The following is a 12,254-nucleotide window of genomic DNA, read 5'->3' as shown; positions in this document are numbered from 1 at the left end:
TGTAACTGCTGGGTACGCGGGGAGAAGCTTTTGAAGCGCCTCCCCGCGTTGGAATCGGGTTACTTGCCCCAGCAGACCTGGGATGCTTCGGTGGTGGTGATGCTCTTGACGCCATCGGCGGGCTTGTCAGTGACGAGCTCCACACCGGTGTTGAAGAAGTCCAGGCCCTCAGAGTTGGCAGGCTTCTTACCGGTCTTTGCCAAGTCAACAATGGTCTTTACGCCCATCTCGGCCATTTTGACCGGGTACTGCTGTGCCGTTGCGCCGATCACGCCGGACTTGACGTTGTTCACACCTGTGCAGCCGCCGTCAACGGAGACGATCAGGACGTCCTTTTCCTTGCCGGCGGACTTCAAAGCCTCGAAGGCACCTGCGGCAGCGGGCTCATTGATCGTGTAGACAACGTTGACATTGGGGTTCTTGGCCAGCAAGGTCTCCATTGCGGTACGTCCACCGTCTTCGGCGCCCTGGGATGCCTGGCTACCGACGATTTCGTATTCGCCGCCCTTGCCTCCGGTGTACGTTCCGGACTTGGCTTCGTCGCCGTTCTTCTTCTTATCTGCAGTGTCGATGCCGAGGCCGGTCAGGAAGCCCTGATCGCGGTTGTAGTCCACCGAGACAACCTTGTCGTCAAAGAGGTCAATGAGGGCGATGACGGCCTTCTTGCCTGCCAGTTGCTGAGCGGTCCACTTGCCAATGAGCTCCCCGGCGTTGAAGTTGTCGGTGGCGAACGTGATGTCAGCGGCGTCGGCCGGGTCCGGCGGCGTGTCCAGTGCGATGACGAACAACCCGGCATCCTTGGCCTTCTTCAGGGCATCCACTACCGAGGGACCGTTGGGGGTGATCAGAATACCCTTGTCACCCTTGGAGATTGCATTTTCAATGGCCTGGATCTGGGTGTCCTCGTCGCCGTCGGCCTTGCCGGCCGCGAGCTTAAGGTCGACGCCGTCCGCCTCGGCGGCCTTCTTCGCGCCATCCTGCATGGAAACGAAGAACGGGTTGGAGGTGGTCTTTACGATCAGCGAAACACCGATCTTTTCGTCGGCGCCTCCGCTGGATGAAGGGGTGGAGCTGCCTCCGCAGGCTGTCAGGCTAAGTGCGCCGAGCGTCAGGACTGCACCGGCGGCGAGAAAACGGGTCCGGGCGGACCGGGTGACTTTGGAACTCAACATTGAAACTCCTGTTTTTGTGGCTGTTGGCGGCGCATTTTCTACGACTGACAACGTTGTCAGGTAACATGTAAGCAAGCTCACACGATAGAGTCAAGTATTAAATCGAGTTGAGGAGCAGCAAGTTGACAACGGTGTCTAATCGTTACCAGTCCGACTCCGGACGCAAGCGTCCGACGATGAAGAACGTGGCCGATCTCGCCGGAGTTGGGATCAAAACAGTCTCTCGAGTCGTGAACGATGAGCCGGGGGTCTCCGACGCGACCCGCCAGCGGGTAATACGGGCGACGGAACAGCTGCAGTACCAACTGGACATCACAGCGGGCAGCCTGAAGCGTTCCGGACGGAAGACCCAGTCCATCGGCCTGCTGCTCCCGAGCGTGTCCAACCCGTTCAGTGGCGAGATCCACAGGGCCATGGAAGACGCCTTGGCTGTGCGGGGAATTGCCGTCTTCGCTGCAAGCCTGGATGACGATCCTGACCGGGAGAAGAAGCTCATTTCAGCCTTCCTGGGGCGCCGGGTCGACGGGCTTGTGCTGACTACCATCGCCAAGAGCCAGGCGTACATGATCCCGGAGCACTCCCGCGATCTGCCGCTGGTATTCATTGACCGTGAGCCTGCAGGTATTGAGGCTGACGCGGTGGTTACTGACAATGAAGTTGGCGCGGCAAAGGCGGCGGCCCATCTCATCCAGCATGGACATACCCGGTTGGCTTACCTTGGCGACCGAACGGATATTCAGACCGCCGGTAGACGTCGGGCAGGATTCCTCGACGGCGTCGGACAAGCCGGCATTTCCACCTCCGGCGTCGCTGTTCGTGAGAACCTGCATGATGAAGAAACCGCATTTCGGGCGGCTCAGGAACTGCTCACCTCAAAGAACCCGCCGACGGCGATTTTCTCCAGTCAGAACCTGGTGACGTTTGGCGCCATGCGCGCACTGAAAGCCCTTGGGCTGAATCACAAGATTGCCCTCATTGGATTTGATGATTTCACCCTGGCCGACATGATGGACCCCGGGATCACTGTGATCGCCCAGCACCCTGAACGCATCGGCAAGCTTGCGGCTGAGCGGATCCTTGCGAGGATCGATGGTGACCAGAGCCCTGCCCGAACGTATGTCATCCCAACTGAACTGATACAGCGAGGCTCCGGTGAAATCCGCATCGCGAGCTAATCCGTACAGATGAAAGAACAATCCGAAACTAACCGAGCAAAGGATCAACTATGACCAAAACGTTGTATGCAGAGTTCACCGTCAAGGAAGGCAGTGAAACCCGCGTCGCGGAAATGATGGCAACCCTTACGGGGCACGTCCGTAACGAACCCGGGAACGTGATGTTCCTGCCCTACACACGGGAAGCCAACCCGCGGGAGTACTTTGTCTTTGAGGTCTACCGGGACGAGCAAGCCTTCCAGGAGCACATCGGCGCCGACTACGGCCGGGAGTTCAACGCGGAACTTGCCGAACACATCGAAGGCGAAGGATCAGTCCTGACTTGGCTGCAACCAGTAATTTAGCTGTAAGGCAAAGGGAAGGCGGCCGGCGAAAGCCGGCCGCCTTCCTTGCTATATGTGGTGCTTTACTTCTTTCCGGGAAGGAACATTGATCCTTCCATGGGGGTCACAGTGAGGGACTTCAGTTGCGCTGTCCCACCTTCCGCGAAGAGCGCCATCTTGTCCGCTCCGGCGTTGGGAAATACTTGATCTGTAATGCTCCGGAGACCGTCGCCGGAGAATACTTCCACCGATGAGCGGTCTACATATACCCGCAGGGTGACATTGCCCTTTTTGTCCAGGGTGACAGGGGCGTCCTCAATGGAGGCGAAGGTCGGGTGGAAAGTGGTGTTTCCCGAGTTTGTGCGATCAACGAACACCTTCCCGGTGGTGGAGTCGTAGCCGATCACGGTTGAGGAGGCTTCGTCGCCCAGTACGGTGATTCCCGACTTCTTCGCCGTGCCTGGTGCGAAGGTGATATCCACGCGCTGGACCTGACCTGAGGCAGCCTCAGGCAGCGGGGTTGTTCCGGCCATGATGGCGCCGCCCTTACTGTCCGTGTAGCTGGGCTTTGTCGCAAGCTTGTCCACCTGCTTGACCACATTCTGGGCAAGGCGTGGTCCGTCCGGTGTTTGCGTCAGCTGCACTTCCCGGGGCAGCGACATGGCGCTGCGCCAAGGGTTGGTGGGGATGTTGTTGGCGTAGTCCCAGTTGTTCATCCAGCCGAGCATGACCCGCTTGTTATCAGGCATGTTCGAGAAGGAAACGGCTGCGTAGTAGTCGCGTCCGTAGTCCAGCCAGTCATACGACTCGAGCCGGGACTTCGCTGCGGTGGAGCTGGCTGTGAACTCATCCGCGAGTATGTGGCCCCAGCCGAACCGGTTGTTATCCACAACCTTGATCTGTGCCTGCTGGCCTACGAATTCCTTGACATCCCATGAAGCCCAATCCAGGGTTTCACTGTCGTTGCCGGTGGCGGTGCGGACCACTTGTCCGTTGACCACCAGGTTCACCGTTTCTTCATCGGACCTGGGAACAGCGGCACTGTCAGTGAGCATGACGTGGTCAAGGGTCAAGTGGCCCCATCCGCCGGTTGCTTCGTCAACGATCCGCAGCTGTGCGTTCTGCCCCGCGAACTCCGAAACGTCCCAGCCCTTCCAGTTCAGCAACCCCGCGTTATCGCCCGCCAAGGACCGGACCACTTGTCCGTTGACAAGTAGCTGGACGGCCAGGGTCTGGCCGGAGTCTGCCGTACGGTAGCCGCCTCCAACCAGCATGGACATGAAGTTTGTTGTGATGGTGAATTCGGGGGAGGTCAGCGTGCCTTGGCGGTCATCGCCGGGCACGGCGCCGGTTTCGAACGTGTTGATTCGCTTAGCGCCAATGTAGTAGTCCCCGCCACTGGTGGCCGGCTGGAAATTGGGGGTCAGGTCTCCTGTGCCGGTCCAGTCGGCATTGGCCAGCGTTGTGCCGTCGGGAACCTCGAAGCCGTCAAACTTCAGTTCTCCTGGGGGCGGGGTATTGTCCAGCTTGTCGGAGACGCGGGGGTGCTTGCCGCCGCCGATCAGGAAGTTCAGGTAGTCGTCGGTCACCGTGAACGTTGGTGACTGCATGGACCCCATGGGCCAGTCGCCGTCGTTGAATGAGTTGATAAGTCCTGTTCCGCCGAATCCAGTCACCGGACTCTGACCGGGGAGTGAACCGGCGGCGGGAGCGTCACCAAAAGGACCGTTCTTCCAGTTGCCTGGTTCGTTGTTTAAAGTCCACCCGTTGTAGGTTCCGTCATTGAAGCCTGCCATGACAGTGCCTGCCGGTACCTCGGCTACTGGTTCGGTGGTCTCGGAGGTGAAGGTGGTGCCGTCGAAGTTACCCACGAAGTACTGTCCAGCCGAGCCTCCCGCGACTCCGCCTGGATTGATATTTACCACCATGACCCACTTGATATTGTTCGTATCCCCATCCACAGCGAGTGGGAACAGATCAGGGCATTCCCACTGGCCGCCGGTCGCGTTGGCGGGTCCGAATTCGCTCAGGGCAGTCCAGTCCTTGAGATTGTCGGACTTGTGGAGAAGAACCTTGTGATCCTGCGATTCGACCGTCGTCATGACCCAGTAACCACCGCCGGCCGGGTTGTCGTACCAGAAGACCTTCGGGTCCCGGAAGTTGGCTGAATTGCGGTTCAGCACAGGATTTCCTGAGTACTTGGTCCAAGTCTGACCATCATCCAAGCTGTAGGCCAGGGACTGGGCCTGCAGGCCACGGTGTGGGGAAGGCTCCTTATAGGCGCTGGTATAAATTGCCACAAGCGCGGGGTTTTCCTTCGTCCCGAAACCCGTGGTGTTGTCCTTATCAACCACAATGCTGCCGGAGAAGACATCTTCCTGGGCATCGGTGGACAACGCCAGAGGCTGCTCCTCCCAGTGAACCAAGTCCTTCGACGTCGCGTGACCCCAAGACATGTTCCCCCAGGTGTTGCCGGCGGGATTGTGTTGATAGAACAGGTGATAGACACCCTTATGTAAAACCATCCCGTTGGGGTCGTTCATCCAGTTTTTCGCTGGGGTGTAGTGGTAAGCAGGTCGAAACTGCTCACTGCCCACTTCCGGTGCCGCAGAAGCTGGTGCCATGCCGGCCATGATGCCCGAAAGTGTCAGGCCCGCCAGCGTCAACGCAGACGTCGCTGCCCGCATCCTGCTCATAGTGGATCTCGTCATTGTTCTCCTCGTTCGCCCTTCATCGCGCGTGCCCATCCCCACTTAGACAACGTTGTCAACGAGAGAAAAGCTACGATAAGTCCATCGGACAAGTCAACGGTTTTCCGAGCTGTGTGCAGCCGATTTTAGAGTCCCAACCGATCGGACATCGTTGTCACAAGTGTTTCCGTCATTGATAAGGGAACCGCGAGGGGTTGTCGCCTTATTCTTCGCGGCGTAGGCTCCTTCGGGCCGGAACAGGATCGAGGAGCTTGCTCATGGGACAGCTGATTGTCCAGGATTTCGTTACCGCCGATGGATACGCCGCCGACACCAACAACGAGTTCAAAGCGTACGAACTGCTGGAAGGTGGAACGGCCGGGTTTGACCGTGCCCAACTCGAATGGCTCGGCAGCGTGGAAGCAATGGTTCTGGGCGCCAATACCTACAGGTACTTCGCTGAATACTGGCCTACGGACGCCTCCGAGGGCGAGATCATCGCTCCAGCGCTCAACGGCCTGAGACGTCACGTGTTTTCACGCCACCTGAAGGAGGCGCCTTGGGGCGACTTCCCGCCGTCGACCGTTGAATCCGGGGACGCGATCGACGCGATTCGTCGCATCAAGCGGGAGTCCGCAAAGGACATCGTTCTCTGGGGGAGCCTGTCGCTCGGCCAGACGTTCTTCGCCGCCGGAGAAGTGGACGCAGTCCGGCTTGTGGTGATGCCAATAGGGCAAGGCTCAGGCAGGGGTGTGTTCCCGGCGGGACATGACCCTGCCCTTTTGACGCTCGTTGACGTGAACAGCTATGACCAAGGCCTGGTGGAGCTCAGCTACACCGTCCGGAAACAGCCCTAAACCGAAGCATCCGCCGGCATCAGAGCAGCATCGAAGAACGCGCGCTCCAGCCGCACCGCTTCAGCGAAGGTGGCGCCTACGCGCTCGCGTGCAGCGGCGTCGGCAGGCTCGACGGCGTCGAACTCGTCGCGTAGCCACGTCACCCATGCGTTGTACTCAGGGTTGTTGTGGAGGCGGATCCACTCGGCATGCTTTGCGTGGGCGGGCCATTCACTGGTGTCCCCGGCGCGGGCAGCCCAATCGCCGTAGAGCCACTCAGCAACCAACAGCACTGCCAGGACCTCCGGGTAGGAACAGGTAGCGAGGGCGCTGCGCATCAGGTTGTCGAAATCCCGGGTGGCGGATCCCAGTGCGGGTGCGTTTCGGTCCGCTTCGGGAACGTCGAGTTCATTGAAGCAATCCTGGAAGTACGTATTCTCGTCCGAAGCGAAAGCCCCGAGAACCCGGGCAAACACCAGCCGCGAAGGCAGCGATGGGGCTGATGCCACCGCCTGGCCCAGAAGTGCTGTGAAGGCATCGCAGAACTGATAATCCTGAACGAGGTAGCCACGCAGGTTCTCATCGGAAAGGGACCCGTCCAGCAGTTGGTCCACAAACGGATGGTTGACGGCGGCGTCCCAGTCCTCGGCGTTCTGGTTCCTGAGTTCAATCGCAAAGCCCACGTGTTTCCTCCTGAAGTGTCGGCATTCGGAGCCTAGCAGCGTACAGCGCTGCAGAGACGGGCGTTACGCTCTGGTGCCGCTACCGGTGCCAGCGTAGGCTCTGGCCATGACGAACGAGCGCGGATCGAAGACGATCGTGGTTGGCTATGACGGATCCGAAGAATCACACCGCGCCGTCCAATGGGCCGCCAAGCACGCGATCCTGCGGGACTGTTCCCTCCACGTTGTGCACTGTTCCTTGTGGGTCCTGCTGTCCCACAATAGGGGGCCCGTTCCTGGAGTTGCCGATAGCGGCCTGGAAAGGGCGGCTCAAAAAGTCCTCGAAGAGGGGATGGCGCTCGCCACGGAGACCGCCCCCGGGCTGGAAGTCCACACCACTTTGCTGCATGGGATGCCACGCGATCATCTGGCCCACGTCTCAGTGGGTGCAGAGATGTTGGTACTCGGAAGCCGGGGACTTGGCGGGTTCATGGGCTTGCTGGTCGGGTCCGTGAGCTTGGAGATGGCAGCAACCGCGGAGTGCCCGGTGGCAGTGATCCGCGCAGATGACCACCCGGAGGGTCCAGTGCTGCTTGCAGTGGACGACTCCGGATCACAGGCAGCCCTCGACGACGCCTGCCTTTTCGCAGCAGCAACAGGTGCCGACCTGATGATCGTTCACGTCCTGCACGAACCCGAGGGATACCGACGGTTGCGCGAGCCCGTGGAAGCCTACCCCGACGCTGAAGCCATGCTCGATTCCGTGATGAGCCGGGCCCGCCACAAAGCACCCGGGATCACGGTGGGAGGAGAACTGCTGGTGGATGCTTCATTCTCCCGGGCAGTGGTCAAAGCGTCACAAGGGGCTCGCATTACGGTTGTAGGCACCAAAGGACATGGACTTATCAAGGGCACCATAGGTTCCACGGCTCACGCCGTGCTTCACCATGCCCACAGTCCTGTGCTGGTTTCCCGCCGAAAGGCCACCTCCGAGGGTACGTAGACCCGCCTTTCGGAGGTCCTCGCAGGGACTCCCTCCGGCGACTGCCCGGAACTATGGTGGATTCCATGGACAATCGGGCGGAAGTACGCGAATTTCTTATTTCCCGGCGTGCCCACGTGGCCCCGGAGCAGGTTGGGTTGCCCACAGGATCGAACCGACGCGTCAAGGGGCTGCGCCGCAGCGAAGTGGCCACCCTTGCCGGCTTGAGCGTGGAGTATTACACCCGCTTGGAGCGCGGCGCCATTAGCGGCGCTTCACCACAAGTACTGGAGAGCATCGCTCGGGCGCTGAACCTGGATGACGCTGAGCGGGCACATCTGTTCGATCTCGCTCACGCGGCCAGTCCTGTTGCCCGCCCACCACGGCGAAGGAACTCGAAATCCTATGTTCCCCACGAGAGCCTGCAGTGGGCGCTGGATGCTGTCACGGCCGGACCCGCTTTTGTCCGGAATGGCCGGATGGATCTGCTGGCAGTGAACCCTTTGGCCCGGGCGTTTTACAAGGACTGCTACGACATGCCGGGCCAGGCGCCCAACATCGCCAGATTCACGTTTCTGGACGATCGCGCGTTTGAGTTCTACCCGGATTGGGACGCCTTTGCGGAGGTGACCGTTTCAATCCTTCGCACGGAGGCTGGACGCGACCCGCACAACAAGGAACTGCACGATCTCATTGGTGAACTGAGCACCCGCAGCGATGAGTTCCGCACACGCTGGGGCGCGCATAACGTCCGGCATCACGGAACGGGGTTCAAGACGTTCAATCATCCGATCGTGGGCGAGATGACTCTTGCGTACGAGGGCCTGGAAATGGCCGCCGAACCCGGATTGACCCTGACCATCTACGCAGCAGAACCCGGGTCGCCGTCGTCCGAGCGCCTTCAGCTGCTGGCATCCTGGGCGGCCAGCGAATACGGACAAAGTGTTCAGCCAGCGTCGGAAAAGACGCGGACGGACAGCTGACGTCAGGACAGCTTAAGACGGCGGTGCTGCGGCACGCTTTATCGTCGATGTCGGCCGGTCATGGGCTGACTTCCACACGAACCTCCTGGTCCTCGAAGCGCGCAAGCTCGTCCGGCGTCGCGTTGTAGCGGCCCAAGTGGATGGTCTGGTCCGAGAAACCGATCCCCGAAGTGTTGTAGTAGAAACCGAGGTTTCCCCACGGCACGTAGTAGATCAGGTCGCCGTCCTCAGGGTCAGACCCGGGCGACCCTTCATAGTGGAGAAGCCGAGGCAGGTCCGCGATCTTCTCCCGGCCAGCGAACTCTTCCATGGTGACGGTGAGCGGCAGTATGTCCAGAAAGTCCCGGGTAGCGGGGTTGTCTTCACCGATGGTCACGTCCAGAGATACCGAGCCGGCGCTGAAGCGGACTACGGTGCCTACAACGCTGCCGGCAGCAGGGCTGGATGTCTCACTGGCCGACGTCGGGGTAGCTTCGCCGGTGGGAGATGGGCTGCAGCTAGCCAGCGCAAACGCCAGCAGCAGTATTGCTGCAGTGCGGCGCTTCATGCCCGGGCGCCTTCCTTCCGATCCTTGAGCATCAACATTGTGAGGGGCACGAAGTAGAGCGCGGCAATGCCCGTCCCCACCAGCACCGGACCCGTGGCTCCAAGCGCGGACTCCAAGGCGTAACCGGCGACCCACGATCCCACGGCCGTACCGAGGTTGAACGCCGAGGTGCTAAGTGCTGAAGCGAGGGTGGGCGCGTGGCCGGCATAACCAACGGCTTTGCCGATCAGGATCGGATTGGTGGCCATCCCGAAGAGTCCTAGCAAGAAGATCAGGACCACTGTCACCACGGCATAGTGGGAGAACAAGGAGAGAGCGCCCAGCACCAGGAACGTCATACTCGCCGAAACGAACAGCGCCGGGTAGGGTCTGTGCGCGCCGACATGACCTCCAAGATTGGAGCCGATAAACGCTCCCACACCGTAGGCCACCAGAATCAACGGAACCACGGAAGCAGCCAGCCCGGTGTTTTCGGTGAGCAGCGGAGAGATGAAGCTGTAGGCAGCCAAGGATGATCCGCACACGATCGCGCAGCCCGCCAGGACAAGCCAGACCCTGGCGTCACGCATGCTGGCAAGCTCTGCCCGGACGGAGGGAGTGGGCCCGGATTCCGAGCTCACCGGAACCAGCCGGTACACCACAACAGCCGCCGCCAGCGCGAGAACAGCCAAAGCCCAGAACGGGCCACGCCAGCCAATCACTTGGCCTGCGAAGGCACCCAGCGGGACACCAACAACGTTGGCGAGCATGCCGCCGCCCAACACAACTCCCAGCGCCCGGGAAGCTGAAGCCGCACCTGCGGCTTTTGCACCCACGACGGCGGCGACCGCCCAGAAAGCGCCAGTCGCCAGTGCCGTTACGAACCGGGCCACCAGGATCAGCGTGAAGTCGGAAGTAAGGGCAACAACCACATGGCCCAGAGCGAAGACAATCAGCGCGAGACTCAGCGTCATACGACGCGGCAGCTTGAGGGTCAGAATGGACATGGTGGGGGTGCCAACGATCATGCCCACCGCGAAGACCGTGATCATCAAGCCGGCACTTGCCACGGATACTCCAAGATCGCCCGCAATCTCAGGCAGAATGCCTGCAACTATGAACTCGGTGGTTCCCATGAGAAACACTCCGGCCGCCAGGACGTAGGTCACCAGCGGTAGTCGGCGGGTCTTGGGGGTGGGCAAGGTTGTTGTCATGACTTCAGAACATCAGCTTTGCGGAGGGTGAGGGAGTCCCGCCTGAGGGAGGTCCTCCGAGGGACTCCTTCGCTTGGCAAAAGTCATCAGGCCCCCTTGCGATCACCGACGTTATATTGTCGGTGCCTGCTGCGAGAGTTAGGGCATGGAGCGAATTGGGGAGAGGCAAGCGGGTGCAGGGGTGGCGCATGCGCTTGTTGCTGCCTCGTCTCCCGGCCTGACGCCTCGGGTCCCGACGCGGGCTAACGAGGCGCGCGCTGTGGGGCTGGCCAGTCCAGGCCTTGGCGACTCAAAGCCCGGTACGGCCCCGGTGGGTCCTGTTCGGCCTGGCGCGGTTCAGGCCGGCTCCGTGAGTGGGGACCTGGTTGAGCAGTTGCGGGTTTTGGAGGAGATGAAGTCGGCTATTACGGCTTTGCAGGCGCGGGTTGCTGTGGCTTTTGATCTTGCCCAGCGTGCTGAGCAGGCCGAGGCCGGTGTCCCTGCGTCGGAGCGGGGCCAGGGTGTGGGTGCTCAGGTGGCGTTGGCGAGGCGGGAGTCGCCGAATCGTGGGTCCCGGTTGCTGGGTTTGGCGAAGGCCCTTGTGCTGGAGATGCCGCGGACGTTGGCGGCTCTGAAGTCGGGGCAGTTGAATGAGTGGCGGGCCACGCTGCTGGTGAAGGAGACCGCATGTTTGTCTCTTGAGGACCGGTGCGCGGTGGATGAGGAGCTCGCCGCCGATACCGGGTTCTTTGACGGGAAGGGCGATAAGGCGACGGCGGCGGCGAAGGCTGCTGCGTATCGGCGGGATCCGCGGTCGGTGGCCGGCCGTGCCAGCCGGGCCGCGGCCGAGCGGATGGTGAGCCTGCGTCCGGCACCGGACACGATGACCTATCTGACCGCGCTGCTTCCGGTCGCCCAAGGCGTGGCGGTTTACGCTGCCCTGTGCGGGGCGGCTGATTCGGCCCGTTCCAGCGGTGACGCGGGCTCTGGTGTTGTCCCGACCCGCGGTCAGGTCATGGCCGACACTTTGGTCGAGCGCGTCACCGGCAGACCCGGTGGGGTCTCGGGGATCAACCTGGACCTCGTCATAACCGACCGAACCCTCTTCCAAGGCGACAGCGAACCGGCCCGGCTCAAGGGCTACGGAATCGTCCCCGGAGAATGGGGCAGGGAACTTCTCGGTTCCGGGCAAGCCGCAAACCCTGAACAGACCGCAAACCTGGAACAGGCCGCAACCTTGGGACAGACAGGGGCGAACCCGGCCTCCGGCCCGGGGCGAACCGGCCAAGATCACGCGGGAACGTCGGATGCAGAGCTTATTGTCTGGCTTCGCCGGCTCTATACCGCGCCGGCCAGTGGCGAGCTTCTGAGCATGGACTCCAAAGCAAGGCTCTTCCCGACAAGGCTTCGGCGTTTCATCGAAACCCGCGACGATACCTGCCGCACGCCGTACTGCGATGCACCCATCCGGCACATTGACCATGTGGTTCCTTGGCGTTCCGGAGGCAAAACGAACCTCGCCAACGGTGCAGGGTTGTGCGAGGCGTGTAACCACATGAAGGAAAATCCCGGCTGGACCACCAAAACCGTACATGCTCACGTGCACGGGGGGATCCACACCCTGGAAGTCAGCACACCCACCGGGCACACCTATCAATCGAAAGCCCCACCCCTGCCCGGACACCGCCCCTCCAGAACGTAGAGAGCTCGTT

General features: G+C 61.2%; 11 protein-coding genes. 6 read left to right on the top strand and 5 right to left on the bottom strand.

Annotation, left to right across the window (positions count from 1 at the left end; all coding sequences use genetic code 11):
* Positions 1-59: 59 nt before the first annotated feature.
* Positions 60-1,172, bottom strand: a complete 1,113-nt coding sequence (locus M1D89_RS21595; protein WP_498646843.1) for a substrate-binding domain-containing protein — start codon at positions 1,170-1,172, stop codon at positions 60-62.
* Positions 1,173-1,348: 176 nt separating this feature from the next.
* Here M1D89_RS21595 and M1D89_RS21590 point away from each other — a divergent pair, with 176 nt between their 5' ends.
* Positions 1,349-2,347 (top strand): LacI family DNA-binding transcriptional regulator, encoded by a 999-nt coding sequence (locus tag M1D89_RS21590; protein ID WP_498651011.1) that lies wholly within the window; start codon positions 1,349-1,351, stop codon positions 2,345-2,347.
* Positions 2,348-2,397: 50 nt separating this feature from the next.
* A complete protein-coding gene (locus tag M1D89_RS21585; RefSeq protein WP_498646841.1) occupies positions 2,398-2,691 on the top strand; it encodes a putative quinol monooxygenase in 294 nt (97 codons plus the stop codon).
* 62 nt (positions 2,692-2,753) lie between these two features.
* Here the strand turns inward: M1D89_RS21585 and M1D89_RS21580 are convergent, their stop codons facing one another.
* Positions 2,754-5,381, bottom strand: coding sequence for a GH32 C-terminal domain-containing protein (locus M1D89_RS21580; RefSeq protein WP_498646839.1), 2,628 nt, complete (start codon positions 5,379-5,381; stop codon positions 2,754-2,756).
* Positions 5,382-5,638: 257 nt separating this feature from the next.
* On the opposite strand from M1D89_RS21580, the gene M1D89_RS21575 reads away from it, so the two are divergent.
* Positions 5,639-6,217 carry a dihydrofolate reductase family protein gene (locus tag M1D89_RS21575; protein ID WP_498646836.1) on the top strand — a complete coding sequence of 193 codons (579 nt, stop codon included), beginning with the start codon at positions 5,639-5,641 and terminating at the stop codon, positions 6,215-6,217.
* Here the strand turns inward: M1D89_RS21575 and M1D89_RS21570 are convergent.
* Positions 6,214-6,879, bottom strand: coding sequence for a TenA family protein (locus M1D89_RS21570; RefSeq protein WP_498646834.1), 666 nt, complete (start codon positions 6,877-6,879; stop codon positions 6,214-6,216). The two genes, M1D89_RS21575 and M1D89_RS21570, sit on opposite strands and share 4 nt — an antisense overlap.
* A 106-nt stretch (positions 6,880-6,985) precedes the next feature.
* Between M1D89_RS21570 and M1D89_RS21565 the strand changes: the two genes are divergently transcribed.
* Positions 6,986-7,861, top strand: a complete 876-nt coding sequence (locus tag M1D89_RS21565; RefSeq protein WP_498646832.1) for a universal stress protein — start codon at positions 6,986-6,988, stop codon at positions 7,859-7,861.
* Between the two features lie 65 nt (positions 7,862-7,926).
* Entirely contained in the window at positions 7,927-8,823 is an 897-nt protein-coding gene (locus M1D89_RS21560; RefSeq protein ID WP_498646831.1) for a helix-turn-helix transcriptional regulator, read from the top strand.
* Between the two features lie 58 nt (positions 8,824-8,881).
* On the opposite strand, the gene M1D89_RS21555 is transcribed toward M1D89_RS21560, so the two are convergent.
* Together M1D89_RS21555 and M1D89_RS21550 are read right to left on the bottom strand one after the other, a co-directional pair.
* The gene (locus tag M1D89_RS21555) at positions 8,882-9,370 is read right to left on the bottom strand and encodes a cyclophilin-like fold protein (protein WP_498646827.1); all 489 of its coding nucleotides are present in this window, start codon (positions 9,368-9,370) and stop codon (positions 8,882-8,884) included.
* A complete protein-coding gene (locus M1D89_RS21550) occupies positions 9,367-10,563 on the bottom strand; it encodes an MFS transporter (protein WP_498646825.1) in 1,197 nt (398 codons plus the stop codon). The genes M1D89_RS21555 and M1D89_RS21550 overlap by 4 nt, the downstream gene beginning before the upstream one ends.
* Positions 10,564-10,708: 145 nt before the next feature.
* Between M1D89_RS21550 and M1D89_RS21545 the strand changes: the two genes are divergently transcribed.
* Positions 10,709-12,244: an HNH endonuclease gene (locus M1D89_RS21545; RefSeq protein WP_498646823.1), complete on the top strand. Its 1,536-nt coding sequence runs from the start codon at positions 10,709-10,711 to the stop codon at positions 12,242-12,244.
* Positions 12,245-12,254 lie beyond the last annotated feature (10 nt).

Source organism: Arthrobacter sp. D3-18 (assembly GCF_054408525.1).
The sequence above is the reverse complement of the archived record's forward strand: the minus strand, read 5'-3'. Positions and strand labels throughout refer to the sequence as shown.

Bases quoted from the DNA above. Each gene is read 5' to 3' on its own strand.
- M1D89_RS21580 (WP_498646839.1), bottom strand. From the start codon at position 5,381: ATGACGAGATCCACTATGAGCAGGATGCGGGCAGCGACGTCTGCGTTG.
- M1D89_RS21585 (WP_498646841.1), top strand. From the start codon at position 2,398: ATGACCAAAACGTTGTATGCAGAGTTCACCGTCAAGGAAGGCAGTGAA.
- M1D89_RS21575 (WP_498646836.1), top strand. From the start codon at position 5,639: ATGGGACAGCTGATTGTCCAGGATTTCGTTACCGCCGATGGATACGCC.
- M1D89_RS21560 (WP_498646831.1), top strand. From the start codon at position 7,927: ATGGACAATCGGGCGGAAGTACGCGAATTTCTTATTTCCCGGCGTGCC.
- M1D89_RS21590 (WP_498651011.1), top strand. From the start codon at position 1,349: ATGAAGAACGTGGCCGATCTCGCCGGAGTTGGGATCAAAACAGTCTCT.
- M1D89_RS21545 (WP_498646823.1), top strand. From the start codon at position 10,709: ATGGAGCGAATTGGGGAGAGGCAAGCGGGTGCAGGGGTGGCGCATGCG.
- M1D89_RS21550 (WP_498646825.1), bottom strand. From the start codon at position 10,563: ATGACAACAACCTTGCCCACCCCCAAGACCCGCCGACTACCGCTGGTG.
- M1D89_RS21565 (WP_498646832.1), top strand. From the start codon at position 6,986: ATGACGAACGAGCGCGGATCGAAGACGATCGTGGTTGGCTATGACGGA.
- M1D89_RS21595 (WP_498646843.1), bottom strand. From the start codon at position 1,172: ATGTTGAGTTCCAAAGTCACCCGGTCCGCCCGGACCCGTTTTCTCGCC.
- M1D89_RS21555 (WP_498646827.1), bottom strand. From the start codon at position 9,370: ATGAAGCGCCGCACTGCAGCAATACTGCTGCTGGCGTTTGCGCTGGCT.